Source organism: Streptomyces sp. NPDC058685, from assembly GCF_042714725.1.
Classification (GTDB): domain Bacteria; phylum Actinomycetota; class Actinomycetes; order Streptomycetales; family Streptomycetaceae; genus Streptomyces.
Genome location: NZ_JBHXSL010000036.1, coordinates 48104 through 65246, shown reverse-complemented (window position 1 = coordinate 65246; position 17143 = coordinate 48104). Strand labels below are relative to the sequence as shown.

11 protein-coding genes are annotated in these 17143 nt (G+C 70.4%); 4 read left to right on the top strand and 7 right to left on the bottom strand.

Annotated features, from left to right (window positions below):
• Window positions 1-126: 126 nt before the first annotated feature.
• Window positions 127-702, bottom strand: a complete 576-nt coding sequence (locus ACFWU3_RS25510; RefSeq protein ID WP_384441957.1) for a GNAT family N-acetyltransferase — start codon at window positions 700-702, stop codon at window positions 127-129.
• Window positions 703-943: 241 nt separating this feature from the next.
• Between ACFWU3_RS25510 and secA the strand changes: the two genes are divergently transcribed.
• On the top strand, window positions 944-3760 hold the full coding sequence (gene secA, locus ACFWU3_RS25505) for a preprotein translocase subunit SecA (protein ID WP_384441954.1): 2817 nt from the start codon (window positions 944-946) through the stop codon (window positions 3758-3760).
• Between the two features lie 114 nt (window positions 3761-3874).
• Here secA and ACFWU3_RS25500 read toward each other — a convergent pair whose 3' ends face one another.
• Window positions 3875-4294, bottom strand: a complete 420-nt coding sequence (locus ACFWU3_RS25500) for an Rv3235 family protein (protein ID WP_384441951.1) — start codon at window positions 4292-4294, stop codon at window positions 3875-3877.
• Window positions 4295-4573: 279 nt separating this feature from the next.
• Here ACFWU3_RS25500 and ACFWU3_RS25495 point away from each other — a divergent pair, with 279 nt between their 5' ends.
• Complete coding sequence (locus tag ACFWU3_RS25495) at window positions 4574-5080, top strand: DUF6912 family protein (RefSeq protein WP_340473390.1); 507 nt, start codon at window positions 4574-4576, stop codon at window positions 5078-5080.
• Window positions 5081-5138: 58 nt separating this feature from the next.
• Complete coding sequence (locus tag ACFWU3_RS25490) at window positions 5139-5804, top strand: HAD family hydrolase (protein ID WP_384441947.1); 666 nt, start codon at window positions 5139-5141, stop codon at window positions 5802-5804.
• Between the two features lie 1247 nt (window positions 5805-7051).
• On the opposite strand, the gene ACFWU3_RS25485 is transcribed toward ACFWU3_RS25490, so the two are convergent.
• Window positions 7052-7618: a DJ-1/PfpI family protein gene (locus tag ACFWU3_RS25485; protein WP_340473386.1), complete on the bottom strand. Its 567-nt coding sequence runs from the start codon at window positions 7616-7618 to the stop codon at window positions 7052-7054.
• Window positions 7619-8067: 449 nt separating this feature from the next.
• Here ACFWU3_RS25485 and ACFWU3_RS25480 point away from each other — a divergent pair, with 449 nt between their 5' ends.
• Window positions 8068-13020 carry an NAD-glutamate dehydrogenase gene (locus ACFWU3_RS25480; RefSeq protein WP_384441944.1) on the top strand — a complete coding sequence of 1651 codons (4953 nt, stop codon included), beginning with the start codon at window positions 8068-8070 and terminating at the stop codon, window positions 13018-13020.
• Between the two features lie 127 nt (window positions 13021-13147).
• Here the strand turns inward: ACFWU3_RS25480 and ACFWU3_RS25475 are convergent, their stop codons facing one another.
• Genes ACFWU3_RS25475 through ACFWU3_RS25460 form a run of 4 tightly spaced genes read right to left on the bottom strand, consistent with a single transcriptional unit; the run spans window position 13148 to window position 17118 of the window.
• Complete coding sequence (locus ACFWU3_RS25475; protein WP_384441941.1) at window positions 13148-14113, bottom strand: serine/threonine-protein kinase; 966 nt, start codon at window positions 14111-14113, stop codon at window positions 13148-13150.
• Between the two features lie 48 nt (window positions 14114-14161).
• Window positions 14162-15403 (bottom strand): glycosyltransferase 87 family protein, encoded by a 1242-nt coding sequence (locus ACFWU3_RS25470; RefSeq protein ID WP_384441938.1) that lies wholly within the window; start codon window positions 15401-15403, stop codon window positions 14162-14164.
• A 37-nt stretch (window positions 15404-15440) separates the two neighbouring features.
• Window positions 15441-16220 (bottom strand): ABC transporter ATP-binding protein, encoded by a 780-nt coding sequence (locus tag ACFWU3_RS25465; RefSeq protein ID WP_384441935.1) that lies wholly within the window; start codon window positions 16218-16220, stop codon window positions 15441-15443.
• On the bottom strand, window positions 16213-17118 hold the full coding sequence (locus ACFWU3_RS25460; protein WP_384441933.1) for an ABC transporter permease: 906 nt from the start codon (window positions 17116-17118) through the stop codon (window positions 16213-16215). Before ACFWU3_RS25460 ends, ACFWU3_RS25465 begins: the two co-directional genes overlap by 8 nt.
• Window positions 17119-17143 lie beyond the last annotated feature (25 nt).

The following is a 17143-nucleotide window of genomic DNA, read 5'->3' as shown; positions in this document are numbered from 1 at the left end:
TAGACGGCGGCACTGACATCGGTCCCGCAGCCGGTGCCGGCCGGATCCGCACCCGCCCGCCCTCGCCTGCTTCCGTCCCGCGGAGCGGCCTGCCGTACCGGCCCCGGAAACGGATCGGCTCCCGTTTCAGTCCCTCGCCGGCAGATACGGCTGCGGCGTCGGCAGCCCGACATCCGACGGGAGCAGCGAGCCCACCCAGGAGTCACGGAGCGTGTCCTTGTTCAGAAGCGCCGCGCGCAGTGCCCCCTCGACCACGAAGCCGGCCTTCTCGGCCACCGCGCGCGAGGCGGTGTTGCCGACCTCCGCCCGCCATTCCAGCCGGGTCGCGCCCAGTCTGGTGAAGGTCCAGTGCGCCACGGCGCCCACCGTCTCCGCCATGATCCCGCGGCCCCGGAACTCCTTGCCCGTCCAGAAGCCGATCTCCCAGGTGCCCGAGAAGGTACGCAGCGTGACCGCGACGGACGCCATCAGCGGGCCGCCGGTGCGCGGCAGTACGGCGAAGGTGCACATCGTTCCGTTGCGCCAGCCCTCCGGGACCATCTGACCGGTGAACTCGGCGGCGTGCTCGCGTTCGTACGGCGAGGGGACCGTGGTCCACCGTTGAATGTCGGGGTCCTGACAGGACTCGAAGACCGCCTCCGTGTCGTCGGGCGTGAAGGTACGCAGCAGCAGGCGCTCGGTGGTGAGAGTGATGGGCTCCATGGCCCGGATTCTGGTTCCCCCAGGGGACGGATGCGAGCACTTTTCGTACCTCACCGGCACCTTCGGCGCGTCCCGCGCGTTCTCATTGCGGGTAACAGCAGGCCTGGCTGACTGCGGGCCTCCCGACCCGGCGTGGTCCTCGCTTACGATGGCCGTTGCGGTGGGGCCTACCTGCCGTGCCCGCGCCAGTGTCCCTAACACGACCCAGTGCCAGGCCCGATCGGCAAGGAGACCAGCCTCAGTGTCCGTCTTCAACAAGCTCATGCGTGCAGGCGAAGGCAAGATCCTGCGCAAACTGCACCGCATCGCGGACCAGGTCAACTCCATCGAAGAGGACTTCGTCAACCTCTCCGACGCCGAGTTGCGGGCGCTCACGGACGAGTACAAGGAGCGGTACGCCGACGGCGAGAGCCTCGACGACCTGCTTCCCGAGGCGTTCGCGACCGTTCGTGAGGCCGCCAAGCGCGTCCTCGGCCAGCGCCACTACGACGTCCAGATGATGGGTGGCGCCGCGCTGCACCTCGGCTACGTCGCCGAGATGAAGACCGGTGAGGGCAAGACCCTCGTCGGCACCCTCCCTACTTACCTCAACGCGCTCTCCGGCAAGGGCGTCCACCTGATCACGGTGAACGACTACCTGGCCGAGCGCGACTCCGAGATGATGGGCCGGGTCCACAAGTTCCTGGGCCTGTCCGTCGGCTGCATCCTTGCGAACATGACGCCGGCCCAGCGCCGCGAGCAGTACAACTGCGACATCACGTACGGAACGAACAACGAGTTCGGCTTCGACTACCTCCGCGACAACATGGCGTGGTCCAAGGACGAGCTCGTCCAGCGCGGCCACAACTACGCCGTGGTCGACGAGGTCGACTCGATCCTCGTCGACGAGGCCCGTACGCCGCTGATCATCTCCGGCCCCGCCGACCAGGCCACCAAGTGGTACGGCGACTTCGCCAAGCTCGTCACCCGTCTGACCAAGGGCGAGGCGGGCAACCAGCTGAAGGGCATCGAGGAGACCGGCGACTACGAGGTCGACGAGAAGAAGCGGACCGTCGCCATCCATGAGCCGGGTGTCGCGAAGGTCGAGGACTGGCTGGGCATCGACAACCTCTACGAGTCGGTGAACACCCCGCTGGTGGGCTACCTGAACAACGCCATCAAGGCCAAGGAGCTCTTCAAGAAGGACAAGGACTACGTCGTCATCGACGGCGAAGTCATGATCGTCGACGAGCACACCGGCCGTATCCTCGCCGGCCGCCGCTACAACGAGGGCATGCACCAGGCCATCGAGGCGAAGGAAGGGGTGGACATCAAGGACGAGAACCAGACGCTCGCCACGATCACCCTCCAGAACTTCTTCCGCCTCTACGACAAGCTCGCGGGCATGACCGGTACGGCGATGACCGAGGCCGCCGAGTTCCACCAGATCTACAAGCTGGGCGTCGTGCCGATCCCGACGAACAAGCCCATGGTCCGCAAGGACCAGTCCGACCTGATCTACCGCACCGAGGTCGCCAAGTTCGCGGCGGTCGTCGACGACATCGCCGAGAAGCACGAGAAGGGCCAGCCGATCCTGGTCGGCACCACCTCGGTCGAGAAGTCCGAGTACCTCTCGCAGCAGCTGAGCAAGCGTGGCGTCCAGCACGAGGTCCTCAACGCCAAGCAGCACGACCGGGAGGCGACGATCGTCGCCCAGGCCGGCCGCAAGGGCGCGGTCACCGTGGCGACGAACATGGCCGGCCGTGGTACCGACATCAAGCTCGGCGGCAACCCCGACGACCTCGCCGAGGCGGAGCTGCGCCAGCGCGGTCTGGACCCGGTCGAGCACGTCGAGGAGTGGGCGGCGGCGCTGCCCGCGGCACTGGAGCGCGCCGAGGCGGCCGTCAAGGCCGAGCACGACGAGGTCACCGACCTGGGCGGCTTGTATGTGCTGGGCACCGAGCGGCACGAGTCGCGCCGTATCGACAACCAGCTGCGCGGCCGTTCCGGACGTCAGGGCGACCCGGGCGAGTCCCGCTTCTACCTCTCGCTCGGCGACGACCTGATGCGGCTGTTCAAGGCGCAGATGGTCGAGCGCGTGATGTCGATGGCGAACGTCCCCGACGACGTCCCGATCGAGAACAAGATGGTGACGCGCGCGATCGCGTCCGCCCAGTCGCAGGTCGAGCAGCAGAACTTCGAGACGCGTAAGAACGTCCTGAAGTACGACGAGGTGCTCAACCGCCAGCGTGAGGTCATCTACGGCGAGCGCCGTCGCGTCCTGGAGGGCGAGGACCTGCACGAGCAGGTGCGGCACTTCATGGACGACACCATCGACGCCTACATCCAGGCGGAGACGGTCGAGGGCTTCGCCGAGGAGTGGGACCTGGACCGGCTGTGGGGCGCGTTCAAGCAGCTCTACCCGGTGAAGGCGACCGTGGAGGAGCTGGAGGAGGCGGTCGGTGACCGCGCCGGCATCACCGCCGACTTCATCGCGGAGTCCATCAAGGACGACATCCACGAGCAGTACGACGAGCGCGAGAAGACGCTCGGCTCGGACATCATGCGTGAGCTGGAGCGCCGCGTGGTGCTGTCGGTCCTGGACCGCAAGTGGCGCGAGCACCTCTACGAGATGGACTACCTCCAGGAGGGCATCGGCCTGCGGGCGATGGCCCAGAAGGACCCGCTGGTCGAGTACCAGCGCGAGGGCTTCGACATGTTCACCGCCATGATGGAGGGCATCAAGGAGGAGTCCGTCGGCTACCTGTTCAACCTGGAGGTCCAGGTCGAGCAGCAGGTCGAGGAGGTCCCCGTGCAGGACTCCGCGCGCCCCTCGCTCAGCAAGGAGGACGCGGTACCGGCCGGCGCCCCGCGCCCCGAGATCCGCGCGAAGGGCCTCGACGCCCCGCAGCGGCCCGACCGGCTGCACTTCTCCGCTCCCACGGTGGACGGCGAGGGCGGTGTGATCGAGGGTGACTTCGAGAACGACGGCGACTCCGGGCGCGGTGAGCCGGAGGGCATGACGCGGGCGGAGCGCCGCAAGGCGCAGAAGAGCGCGGGTCGACGCCGCAAGAAGTAGCGCGGGCGGTCCTCGGGCCGCACAGTGGCGCACGGCCGGGGCCGGACACCTTTCGGGGTGTCCGGCCCCGGCCGCTTTCCCGGGCGCGGCCGGGCGGCCCGGGGTGGCGCGTGGTTATGACGAGCCCACCCGCTCGCCGCCCAGTTCGATCGCCGAGCAGCGCCAGCGGGCGTCCGCGCCCTGTTCGAGACGGAAGGCCATCGCGCTCACCCGGTCACCCGTGCCGATGCGGGCGAACGCCTCGATGACGCCGGGGCCGGGGTGGTACTCGCCGCAGTGGCGGACCACGGGCGTCACACGGTCCGCGGGACGCAGCGGGGTGCCCGGGGCAAGTTGGACGAGCTGTTCGTACGCCTCGCCGATCGTGTGGCCGAGCATCCAGTGCACCGGGCGCCGGCCGCTCAGCACCGCCAGAAGACGGTCGGCGAACCAGTAGTGCGGCCGGTCCTGGCGCCGGGCACGCGCGAGCGCCGACGCGGCGACGGCGGCGGGGCGGCGCTGGTCGTGCCGTCCTGCGGGTCGGGTCCTGTTCATGGCAGATCGCCCCCGATGAGTACGGGCCCGGTTCGTACCGAGCGGTAACTTCGTTGGTGATCTTCTACGGTGCGCAGCGCCGCGGTCGCAATCCGTGACGGGTCGGATTCGGGGGGTCTGCGGAGTTCACCTATCAGGGTGACGCGGGCCGGATTCAGCCGCCTACGGGCAAGGAATCGGTGTGTCCCGGTGGACGGTTCGGGAACCCGCCGGAGGCACCTCGAAGGGGTACCTCACACGTATCCTGAGGGCGCATTCCGACTACGAAAGCGGCCAGCCATGCGCGTCTACGTCCCCCTGACCCTCTCCGGTCTCGCAGAGGCGCACAAGAGGGGCGAACTGGGCCCCGCCCCGATGACCGCCTACGGCGTCACGCCGGGCCTGCGCGAGTGGTACGTCTCCGACGACATCGAGGAGCTGGAGTACGCGGCCCTCAGTCGTGCCGCGGCCGCCTCGCTCCGGCTGGTCGCCGGCGATCCGGGAGTCGCGAGGCGCCGGGTCGTGGTGGCCCTCGACGTGCGCGACCAGGACGCGACCGCCGACCCCGACCGTTCGCTGGACTCCGGCTCGGTCGGCGAGGTGCGCATCTCCGTCGCGGTCCCGCTGGCCGAGGCGGCGGCGGTGCATGTCGACGCGGACGACGCGATCGGTGATGTCACCGCCGCGGCGGACGCCCTCGGAGCGGCGGACCAGGGCGACGACGACGCACAGTTCACCGTGGACGGCGCCGAGGACCACGAGCTGCTCTGGTACGGCGTCCAGGAGATCCCGAACCTGGTGGACTGACCTGCGCGTTCGCGGCCGGGGCTGACCGTTGTCGGACCCGTTCGGTACGGTCGTCGGCATGGGGAAGCACACGACGCACCTGGTCTGGGACTGGAACGGGACCCTGCTGGACGACATCACGGCGGTCATCGGGGCGACCAATGCCGCGTTCGCGGAGATCGGTCTGGAAGCGATCACGCTCGAGCGTTACCGCGAGCTGTACTGCGTGCCGGTTCCGCGGTTCTACGAGCGGCTGATGGGGCGGCTGCCGACCGCGGAGGAGTGGGAGGTCATGGACGAGATCTTCCACCGTCACTACAGCACCCACCGGATCGGCTGCGCGCTGACCGCGGGCGTCGAGGACCTGCTGAAGGAGTGGCGACAGGCGGGCCGGAGCCAGTCGCTGCTGAGTATGTACGGGCACGAGCAGCTGGTCCCGGTCGTGCGGGGCTACGGGATCGAGAACCACTTCCTACGGGTGGACGGTCGCACGGGACCGTCCGGCGGCTCGAAGGCGCTGCACATGGAGCGTCATCTGACGGCACTGGCCGGGTCGGCCGCGCCGGAGCACACGGTGGTCATCGGGGACGCGGTCGACGACGCGGTGGCGGCGGCCCACGTGGGCGCGCGGGCAGTGCTCTACACCGGCGGATCGCACAGCAGGGCGAGCCTGGAGGAAGTCGGCGTGCCGGTGGTGGACACGCTGACGGAGGCGGTGGAGGAAGCGATGCGGTTGGTCGCCTGACGGCGCCACCCCGGGGCGGTCGGGTGCGCAGACCGGCTCGGCCGGTGCGCCGGGCTCGCGCCGCGGGCGGGTCATCGCACCCGGGCGCGGCCCCGGTCGAGGTCTGTTGCCCACCGAGGGCCGCGTGGCCCCTGTACCCGGGCTGTCCGGTGCGGGGAACGCCCTGAGGCGCGGGCAGTCGCACCCTGCCGGTGCACCCGGCCAGGGCCGGCGACCCTGGCCCCGCACCCGCGAGCCGCGCCGTCCGATGCGCATCCGCGATGCCCGCGATGCCCGCGGTGCGGGCGGTTGCGTGCTGTCCGGGCGGCCGATCAGGTTCTGTGGCCCTGGCCGTGCGTCTCCGGGCTGCGCCCGGCCGGAGTGCCGCAGTGGGTCCCGCGGCACGGACCGCCAGCGGCCGTCTGGCGTGCATCGGCCGGTCCCGCGGTGCGGGCGTTGCGCGCTGTCCGGGCGGGCCGATCAGGTTCTGCGGCCCTGGCCGTGTGTCTCCGGGCTGCACCAGCCGATGTACCTCAGCTGCTCCCGCGGCACAGGCCGCACCCGGCGCCGTCCCCGTACTACCGGGTGCCCCGCCGGATCCCTGGCGAAGGCCGCTCGACGAAGCGCGGGGAGTCGCACCTGCTGTGTCAGTGTCCGCACCTGCTATCGGTGTCCGTGCGCCGCTGGCCGTACCGCGCCGCACCCTCGGGGGCTGCACCGGCCGGGTTACCTCAGCGGCTCCACGGCACAGGCAGCGCCGGTCGGTGCACTTCCGCTACGCAGCCGGCGGCGTCCCGTACCGCCCGGCCTCCGTCGGCCCTGCGGCGCGTGCCACGCCAGGCGGGGGCAGTCGCACCCGCTCCGGCGGCGGCCGGGCCTGCACACGCGGACACCGACCGCGGGTGCGGACACCGGCCGCGGGCTGCCCCGCCCGCGCATCTCGGCCGCAGGCGCACCGCCCGGCGTACCGCCGTGGCGCAGCCAGCGCCCCGCGCCAGTGGGCCGGACCACCTCGCGTTCCTCGGCCGCAGCCCGCAGACCGCACCGCCCCGCGTCCCCGCGCCCGCGGGCCGGACCACCTCTCGCGTATCGAGGCCCCGCCCCCGCCCCGCCCGCGCCCGCAGGCGCACCGCCCCGCGCCCGCGCCCGCAGGCGCACCGCCCCGCGCCCGCGCCCGCAGGCGCACCGCCCCGCGTACCTCAGCGGCGCAGCGCACCGCCCCGCGTCCCGCGCCGCGCGGCCGCACTGCCCAGGACCGAGCCGCGCCCCTACGACACCGGCGCCTTCGTCCGCAGCACCTTCAGGAACTCCCGCATCCACTCCGGGTGGTCCGGCCAGGCGCGGGAGGAGACCAGGGTGCCGTCGACCACTGCCTCCGTGTCCTGGAAGCTCGCTCCCGCCGCCTGCATGTCCAGTTCCAGGGCGGGGTAGGCCGTGACCCGGCGGCCGTCGAGGCTGCCGATCGCCGCCGTCAGCAGCGGGCCGTGGCAGATCTGTGCCACGGGCTTGTCCGCGTCGAAGAACGCCTTCAGAATCTTGCGTAGCTCCGGATCGTTGCGCAGGTACTCGGGCGCGCGGCCGCCCGGGATGACCACCGCCACGTACTGGCCGGGATCCACCTCGGAGAAGGCCAGGTCCGCCGGCCAGGTGTACCCCGGCTTCTCGGTGTACGTGTCGAAGCCCGGCTCGAAGTCGTGCACGACGAACTGGAGCTTCTTGCGAGCGGGTGCCGCGATGTGGACCTCGTACCCCTCTTCCCGCAGGCGTTGGTACGGGTAGAGGACTTCGAGGGACTCGGCTGCGTCGCCGGTGACGATCAAGACCTTGGCTGTCATGGCTGCTCCCGGTGTCGGGCTGTCGACGGGTGTCCCTGCCGACGGAGCAGGGCCGCCGACGGCGACCGTGTCGTCACTCGCCAACCTGCCCCGCCGAGGGCTGTTTGCCAAGAGGGCCTGTGTCGCTGTCCAGAGTGTCAAACTTCCGGCCCCGGTTTTGTACACATACGGCTCATGACGGCCCAGGGGTGCGGGGCGATAGCCTTGACCCGTGATCAGCGCGATACGCCCTGGGGGCAGCGAAGCCCCCGGACTCCGCCCGGAGCGCCACAGCGCCCGGGCGATCACTGATCCCTTCGATCCGGGCCGATCGCCTCATTTGGCCGATTCCTGCTCGGACATCTCTCATCGCGGCATAACGTCGACTCCGACCGGACACCCCGCGTCGTGGCGTTGCGTCGCTTTTCCTACCTACGTCACGCAACGGCGCGCGACAGGAGCCAGAGGACATGCAGACCAAGCTGGACGAAGCCAAAGCCGAGCTGCTCGCACGGGCCGCACGGGTAGCTGAGAACAGCCCGGTCGGGGGGAACCTTCCGACTGGGGCCGAGCAGAAGCGACCGGACCGGGACACTCTGCTCACGTACCTCCAGCGCTACTACCTGCACACCGCACCGGAGGACCTTGCCGACCGCGACCCGGTCGATGTCTTCGGAGCGGCACTTTCCCACTTCCGCCTGGCCGAAAACCGCCCGCAGGGCACGGCCAACGTCCGGGTCAGCACCCCGACCGTGGAGGAGAACGGCTGGACGTGCAGCCACTCCGTGGTCGAGGTCGTCACCGACGACATGCCCTTCCTCGTCGACTCGGTCACCAACGAGCTCTCCCGGCAGAACCGCGGCATCCATGTCGTGATCCACCCGCAGGTCATCGTGCGCCGGGACCTCACCGGCAAGCTCATCGAGGTGCTGGCCGAGGAGTCCGCGCACAGCAAGAACCTGCCGCACGACGCGCTCATCGAGTCCTGGATCCACGTCGAGACCGACCGCGAGACCGACCGCGCGGACCTCAAGCAGATCACCGCCGATCTGCTCCGGGTGCTGTCCGACGTGCGCGAGACGGTCGAGGACTGGGAGAAGATGCGCGACGCCGCGCTGCGCATCGCCGACGAACTGCCCTCCGAGCCCACCGCCGACGACCTGCGCGACCAGGAGGTCGACGAGGCCCGCGAACTGCTGCGCTGGCTCTCCGCCGACCACTTCACCTTCCTCGGCTACCGCGAGTACGAGCTCACCGAGAACGACGCGCTGGCCGCCGTGCCCGGCACCGGCCTCGGCATCCTGCGGTCCGACCCGCAGCACAGCGAGGACGAGGACCACCCGGTCAGCCCGTCGTTCAGCAAGCTGCCCGCCGATGCCCGCGCCAAGGCCCGTGAGCACAAGCTGCTCGTGCTGACGAAGGCCAACAGCCGCGCGACGGTGCACCGGCCGAGCTACCTCGACTACGTCGGCGTCAAGAAGTTCGACACCAAGGGCAACGTCATCGGCGAGCGCCGGTTCCTCGGCCTCTTCTCGTCCGCCGCGTACACCGAGTCCGTACGCCGGGTCCCCGTCGTGCGCCGCAAGGTCGCCGAGGTCCTCGAAGGCGCCGGCTTCTCGCCGAATAGCCACGACGGCCGCGACCTGCTCCAGATCCTCGAGACCTACCCGCGCGACGAGCTGTTCCAGACGCCCGTCGACCAGCTGCGCTCGATCGTCACCAGCGTGCTCTACCTCCAGGAGCGCCGCCGGCTGCGGCTCTACCTGCGTCAGGACGAGTACGGCCGCTACTACTCGGCTCTGGTCTACCTGCCGCGCGACCGCTATACCACCGCGGTCCGGCTGCGCCTGATCGACATCCTCAAGGAGGAACTCGGCGGCAGCAGCGTCGACTTCACCGCGTGGAACACCGAGTCGATCCTCTCCCGCATCCACTTCGTCATCCGCGTCCCGTCCGGCACCGTGCTGCCGCACCTGACCGACGCCGACACGGAGCGCATCGAGGCCCGGCTCGTCGAGGCCGCGCGTTCGTGGTCCGACGGATTCGGCGAGGCGCTGAACGCCGAGGTCGGCGAGGAGCGCGCGGCCGAGCTGCTGCGCCGCTACGCCAACGCCTTCCCCGAGGGCTACAAGGCCGACCACTCGCCGCGCTCCGCCGTCGCCGACCTGGTGAACCTCGAGGAACTGGCGCGCTCTCCCAAGGACTTCGCCCTCTCCCTGTACGAGCCGGTCGGCGCGGGTCCCGGCGAGCGCCGCTTCAAGATCTACCGCAGTGGCGAGCAGGTCTCGCTCTCCGCGGTCCTGCCGGTGCTCCAGCGGCTCGGCTGCGAGGTCGTCGACGAGCGTCCGTACGAGCTGCGCTGCTCGGACCGCACCAGCGCGTGGATCTACGACTTCGGCCTGCGGATGCCGATGTCCTCCGGCAACGGCGACTACCTCGCCGACGACGCGCGTGAGCGGTTCCAGGACGCCTTCGCCGCGGTGTGGCAGGGCAAGGCCGAGAACGACGGCTTCAACTCGCTGGTGCTGGGCGCCGGACTGAGCTGGCGGCAGGCCATGGTGCTGCGGGCGTACGCCAAGTACCTGCGCCAGGCCGGTTCGACCTTCAGCCAGGACTACATGGAGGACACCCTCCACACCAACGTCCACACCACCCGGCTGCTGATCTCCCTCTTCGAGGCGCGGATGTCGCCGGGACGCCAGCGTGGCGGCACCGAGCTGACCGACGCGCTCCTGGAGGAGCTCGACGGCGCGCTCGACCAGGTCGCGAGCCTGGACGAGGACCGCATCCTGCGGTCCTTCCTCACCGTGATCAAGGCGACGCTGCGCACCAACTTCTTCCAGGAGGCGGCGGGCGGCACCCAGCACAGCTATGTGTCGATGAAGTTCGACCCGCAGGCCATCCCGGACCTGCCCGCGCCCCGCCCGGCGTACGAGATCTGGGTCTACTCCCCGCGGGTCGAGGGTGTGCACCTGCGCTTCGGCAAGGTCGCGCGCGGCGGTCTGCGCTGGTCCGACCGGCGGGAGGACTTCCGCACGGAGATCCTCGGCCTGGTCAAGGCGCAGATGGTGAAGAACACCGTCATCGTGCCGGTGGGCGCCAAGGGCGGCTTCGTCGCCAAGCAGCTCCCGGACCCGTCCGTGGACCGCGACGCCTGGCTCGCCGAGGGCATCGCCTCGTACAAGATGTTCATCTCGGCGCTGCTCGACATCACCGACAACATGGTCGCGGGCGAGGTCGTCCCGCCGGCCGACGTCGTACGCCACGACGAGGACGACACCTATCTCGTCGTCGCGGCCGACAAGGGCACCGCGTCGTTCTCCGACATCGCCAACGAGGTCGCCGTCGCCTACAACTTCTGGCTCGGCGACGCGTTCGCGTCCGGCGGCTCGGCCGGGTACGACCACAAGGGCATGGGCATCACCGCCCGCGGTGCCTGGGAGTCCGTCAAGCGGCACTTCCGCGAGCTGGGGCACGACACGCAGACGGAGGACTTCACGGTCGTCGGCGTCGGTGACATGTCCGGTGACGTCTTCGGCAACGGCATGCTGCTCAGCGAGCACATCCGGCTGATCGCGGCCTTCGACCACCGGCACATCGTCATCGACCCCGACCCGGACGCGGCCGTCTCCTACGCCGAGCGCCGCCGGCTGTTCGAGCTGCCGCGCTCCTCGTGGGCCGACTACAACAAGGACCTGCTGTCGGCGGGCGGCGGCATCCACCCCCGTACCGCCAAGTCGATCCCGGTCAACGCCCAGATGCGTGCCGCTCTCGGCATCGAGGCCGGCATCACCAAGATGACGCCCGCCGAGCTGATGAAGGCGATCCTGCAGTCCCCCGTGGACCTGCTGTGGAACGGCGGCATCGGTACGTATGTCAAGGCCTCCACCGAGTCCAACGCGGACGTCGGCGACAAGGCCAACGACGCGATCCGGGTCAACGGAGAGGACCTGCGGGTCAAGGTGGTCGGCGAGGGCGGCAACCTCGGGCTCACCCAGCTCGGCCGTATCGAGTTCGACCGCAAGGGCGGCCCGGAGGGCGAGGGCGGCAAGGTCAACACCGACGCCATCGACAACAGCGCCGGCGTGGACACCTCCGACCACGAGGTGAACATCAAGATCCTGCTGAACGCCCTGGTGGCCGACGGCGACATGACCGTCAAGCAGCGCAACAAGCTGCTCGCCGAGATGACCGACGAGGTCGGCGCCCTGGTGCTGCGCAACAACTACGCGCAGAACACCGCCCTGTCGAACGCGGTCGCCCAGTCGCCGTCGCTGCTCCACGCCCACCAGCGCTTCATGCGCCGCCTGGAGCGGGCCGGTGCGCTGGACAGGCCTCTGGAGTTCCTGCCCACCGACCGGCAGATCCGTGAGCTGCTGAACAGCGGCCGGGGACTCAGCCAGCCGGAGCTCGCGGTGCTGCTCGCCTACACCAAGATCACGGTGGCGGACGAGCTGATCAAGACGGAGCTCCCGGACGACCCGTACCTGCGCCGGCTGCTGCACGCCTACTTCCCCCAGCCGCTGCGCGAGAAGTTCGGCGAGGCGATCGACGGTCACGCGCTGCGCCGCGAGATCGTCACGACCGTCCTGGTCAACGACACGGTCAACACCGGTGGTTCGACCTTCCTGCACCGTCTGCGGGAGGAGACCGGCGCATCGACCGAGGAGGTCGTGCGGGCCCAGACGGCGGCGCGCGAGATCTTCGGGCTGAGCGCGGTGTGGGATGCCGTCGAGGCGCTCGACAACAAGGTCGACGCCGGTGTCCAGACCCGGATCCGGCTCCACTCGCGGCGACTGGTCGAGCGGGGTACGCGCTGGCTGCTGGGCAACCGGCCGCAGCCGCTCGAACTGGCCGGGACCATCGACTTCTTCGCGGAGCGCGTCGAGCAGGTCTGGGCCGAGCTTCCGAAGATGCTCCGCGGCGCCGACCTGGAGTGGTACCAGGGCATCCTGGACGAGCTCACCGGCGAGGGTGTGCCCGAGGAGCTCGCGCTGCGGGTCGCCGGATTCTCCTCGGCCTTCCCGACGCTCGACATCGTCGCGATCGCCGACCGCACGGAGAAGGAGCCGATGGCGGTCGCCGAGGTGTACTACGACCTCGCCGACCGGCTGCGGATCACCCAGCTGATGGACCGGATCATCGAGCTGCCGCGGGCCGACCGCTGGCAGTCCATGGCCCGTGCCTCCATCCGCGAGGACCTGTACGCGGCGCACGCGGCGCTCACGGCCGACGTGCTCAGCGTCGGGAACGGCACCTCGACCCCCGAGGAGCGGTTCAAGGCGTGGGAGCAGAAGAACGCCGCGATCCTGGGCCGGGCGCGCACCACGCTGGAGGAGATCCAGAGCTCCGACACCTTCGACCTGGCGAACCTGTCGGTCGCGATGAGGACGATGCGCCAGCTGCTGCGCACGCACAGCTAGAGCCTCGAAGGGGAGCGCCCGTCACCCTTGTGGTGGCGGGCGCTCCGTCATGCGCGGGCCCTCGGACGGTACGGGCCCTCGGACGGTACGGGCCCTCAGGCGCGGCGGGCCCTCAGCCGGTGCGCCCTCAGAGATTGCGCCGGATGCGGCTCAGCCAGCCCGAGGACCTGGGGTCGTCGACCTTCGCTCCGGTGGCCCGCTCGACCTTCGCCACCGCCGTGGCCAGGGGCTTCGGCAGCCAGCCGCGATAGTCCCCGGCGTCCCGCCCGCCCGCGTTCCCGCACAGCCGGGCCACATCGGCGGCGGCGGGACGGTCCTCGGGGCGCGCGGCCAGGCAGGCCGCGAGCACGTCGCGCAGTGGGGCCGGGAAGGGGCCGAGGTCCGGCGGCTCGTGCTCGGTGCCCGCGATCCGGGTGGCGACGACGAGTCCGCCGCCCTCTCCGTACGGATGACGGCCCGACGCGGCCTCCGCGGCGACCAGACCGAGCGTGAAGACGTCGGACGCGGGTGTGACCTTCTTGCCCAGCGCGTGCTCGGGCGACATGTACTTCGGTGTGCCCACCATCCGGCCGATCGTGGTCAGCGTCGCCGTCCCGGCCGCCCGCGCGATGCCGAAGTCCAGCAGCCACGGCCCGTCCGCGGTCAGCAGCAGATTGGCCGGCTTGACGTCGCGGTGGACGACCCCGGCGGTGTGGACGACGTCCAGCGCGCAGGCCGCGCCCGCGGTCAGCCGGAGCACCGAGGCGAGCGGCAGCGGCCCGTGTTCGGCGAGCGCCTCGTCCAGGGGCAGCCCGGGTACGTAACGGGTCGCCAGCCAGGGCCGTTCGGCGTCCGCGTCGTGGTCGAGCACGGGGACGACATGACGGCCGTGCACCCGGCGGGCGGCCTCGACCTCGCGGGCGAACCGCTTCCGGAAGTTCTCGCTCTGCGCGTGTTCGCGTCGGATCAGTTTGAGCGCGACCGGCCGGCCCTCGGGGGACCGGGTGAGGAAGACGGTCCCCATCCCGCCCTCGCCGATGCGCGCTTCGAGTACATAGCCGGCGATCTCCGCCGGGTCGTTCTCCCGCAGTGGTTCGAGCCCGTCACGACGCATCCGGCCCCCCAGAACGTGCCTGTGCACCTGCCGATGGCGTCCGGGAGCCTATCGCGAGGCCGTCGCCGTCCACAGACGCCGACACGACAGGAGCGCCGCCGTGAGCAGCAGACCGTTGCGCAGCACCATGAGCACACAGCCGAGCACGGTGCCGCCGAGCACGTCGTTGTAGAGCAGGGGATAGGCGAGCGCGCTCAGGACGGTCGCGGGCACCATCAGCAGCGCGACCGGCCGCTGGGTGGTGAACCGCGAGGTCAGACAGACGGCGGCCAGTCCGAGCAGCCAGATCATGTACTGCGGGCTGATGACACGGCTGGTGACGGTGAACAGGAGCACGGCCGCGAAGGCCGCGTCGAAGGGTGTCGCGGGATTCCAGCGCCGCGCCCTCATCCGCCACCACACCAGCCAGCCGAAGGCGACGACCGTCAGCGCCAGTGACGCCGTCGCCACGCTCGACACATACGGCCCGATGAACTCGAACGCCCCGTACTGGTAGCGCACCGTCCCCGACCAGTCCGCGTGGCGTGCGAGCTGGAGCGCGGTGCCGCCGAGCGACTCGATCTGGACACCGCGGGCGCCCTGCTGCCGTACGAAGTCGAGGGTGTGGCTGAAGCCGATGGCGAGCGCCGCGAACAGGACGGCCGCGGCGGCCGCGGCGGAGAGCCAGGCCGAGCGTGTCGTTCGTCCGCGCGCGGTGCCGAGTACGGCCAGCAGCGGCCAGACCTTGATCATCGCGCCGATTCCCGCGAGCGCGCCGCCGAGGCGCGGGTGGGTGCGCACGGCGAGCAGGGCGAGGACGGCGGCGGCGGTGACCGGGACGTCGTACCGGGCCAGCGGAATGTTCAGCAGCAGCGGCAGCGCGCACACCCACAGCCAGGCGCCCCGTACTCCCGCCCGGGCCAGCGCGACGGTGATGACCGCGTCGGACACGAGGACGAGGGCCACGAAGGCCTCGAAGTACGTCAGCCAGGGCAGCGGGCCCGGGGAGAGGAACACCAGCGCGGCGCCGGGCGGGTACTGCCAGGTGACGTCGTCCACGGGGAACGCCCCGTGGGCGAGTTGCTCGTACCAGCGCCGGTAGAGGGTGTGCACCTCGCCGGCCACCCCGGTGTCGCCGAGGCGGTCGACGACCAGCAGGGCCAGCATGCCGAAGCGGGTGGCCACCCAGGTGAGGGCCAGCGCGAAGCTGTGCCGCGGGCCCAGACGGCGTCCGGTACCGGGGCGGTTGTCCGCCAGTACCGGAGCCAGATGGTGGGCGGACGGAAGCGGGGCGATCCGATGGGGCGTCATCGGCGGGTACTTTAGCCTGATTTACATAGATTTCCTGCTATTTCTTGCTCTTGGCGAATGCCTCGTACGCCGCGACGACGTCCTTCGCCGGCCCGTCCATCCGCAGCGTGCCCGCCTCCAGCCACAGCGCCCGGTCGCAGGTCGAGGTGATGGTCCCGGTGCTGTGGCTGACCAGGAACACCGTGCCCGCCTCCTCGCGCAGCTCGTTGATCCGCTCCTGGCTGCGGCGCTGGAACTTGGCGTCGCCCGTGGCCAGTGCCTCGTCGATCAGCAGCACGTCGTGGCTCTTCGCGGCGGCGATGGAGAACCGCAGCCGGGCACCCATGCCGGAGGAGTACGTCCGCATGGGCAGCGTGATGAAGTCGCCCTTGTCGTTGATCCCGGAGAAGTCGACGATGTCGTCGTAGCGCTCGTGGACCTGTTCACGGGACATGCCCATCGCGAGCCCGCCGAGGATTACGTTGCGCTCGCCGGTGAGGTCGCCCATCAGCGCGGCGTTCACGCCCAGCAGGGACGGCTGCCCCTGGGTGAATACCCTGCCCTCGGAGGGCGGCAGCAGGCCGGCGATCGCCTTGAGGAGCGTCGACTTCCCGGAGCCGTTGGAGCCGATCAGGCCGACCGCCTCGCCCTTGTAGGCGGCGAAGCTGACGCCCTTGACCGCGTGCACCTCGCGGATGCCGGGCGAGGACCTGCGGGAGAGGATCCGGCTCATGGCGGTGGTGGCGCTGCCCTTGCCGGTGCGCCCGCCGTTCACCTTGTACTTCACGTGCACATCGTCGACGACGACGGTGGGGATCCGATCGGTCTGCTCAGCCACGGCCGTACTGCTCCTCAGCGTTCCAGAAGTACAGGAAGCCGCCCGCTCCGAAGAGCACGGCCCAGCCGAGGGCGACGGCCCACACGTGCGGCGGCAGCTGGGACGCGGTGAAACTGTCGATGAGCGCGAAGCGCATCAGGTCGATGTAGACGGCGGCGGGGTTGCACTCCAGCGCCAGCAGCACCAGGTGCGGCAGGTGCTGGCCCTTCAGCACCGCCTGGATGCTCCACATCACGCCCGAGACGTACATCCAGGTGCGCAGCAGGAACGGCATCAGCTGGGCGATGTCGGGCGTCCGGGCCGCGAGACGGGCCATGACCATCGACAGGCCGGTGTTGAAGACCGCCTGAAGGAGCAGGGCGGGGACGGCCAGCAGCCAGCTGGGCTTCGGGAACTCGCCGAAGAACATCAGGATCACGACCAGCGCGCCCATCGAGAACAGCAGCTGCTGGAGCTGTTGCAGCGCGAGCGCGATCGGCAGCGAGGCGCGCGGGAAGTGCAGCGCCCGGACGAGCCCGATGTTGCCGGAGATGGCACGGGTGCCCGTCATGATCGAGTTGGCCGTGAAGGTCCAGATGAAGACGCCCGTGACGAGGAACGGCACGAAGTCGGCCACGTGGCGGCTCGTGCCGAGCAGTATCCCGAAGATGAAGTAGTAGACCGCGGCGTTGAGCAGCGGTGTCATGAGCTGCCACACCTGGCCGAGCTTCGCCTGGCTGTACTGGGCGGTGAGTCGCGCGGTCGCGAACGCCGTGATGAAGTGCCGGCGCGACCACAGCTGTCCGATGTACGCCCGGAGCGTCGGCCGCGCGCCGCTCACGGTGAGCCCGTGGCGGGCGGCGAGCTCGCTGAGGCCCTCCGCCGGTGGCGCGGGTGTGGAGATCGTCTGGCTGCTCACTCTGGTCGCTTTCGCCGGGGGCAGG

Bases quoted from the DNA above. Each gene is read 5' to 3' on its own strand.
- ACFWU3_RS25475 (WP_384441941.1), bottom strand. From the start codon at position 14,113: ATGCGTCGTGACGGGCTCGAACCACTGCGGGAGAACGACCCGGCGGAG.
- ACFWU3_RS25470 (WP_384441938.1), bottom strand. From the start codon at position 15,403: ATGACGCCCCATCGGATCGCCCCGCTTCCGTCCGCCCACCATCTGGCT.
- ACFWU3_RS25500 (WP_384441951.1), bottom strand. From the start codon at position 4,294: ATGAACAGGACCCGACCCGCAGGACGGCACGACCAGCGCCGCCCCGCC.
- ACFWU3_RS25485 (WP_340473386.1), bottom strand. From the start codon at position 7,618: ATGACAGCCAAGGTCTTGATCGTCACCGGCGACGCAGCCGAGTCCCTC.
- ACFWU3_RS25495 (WP_340473390.1), top strand. From the start codon at position 4,574: ATGCGCGTCTACGTCCCCCTGACCCTCTCCGGTCTCGCAGAGGCGCAC.
- ACFWU3_RS25510 (WP_384441957.1), bottom strand. From the start codon at position 702: ATGGAGCCCATCACTCTCACCACCGAGCGCCTGCTGCTGCGTACCTTC.
- ACFWU3_RS25480 (WP_384441944.1), top strand. From the start codon at position 8,068: ATGCAGACCAAGCTGGACGAAGCCAAAGCCGAGCTGCTCGCACGGGCC.
- ACFWU3_RS25490 (WP_384441947.1), top strand. From the start codon at position 5,139: ATGGGGAAGCACACGACGCACCTGGTCTGGGACTGGAACGGGACCCTG.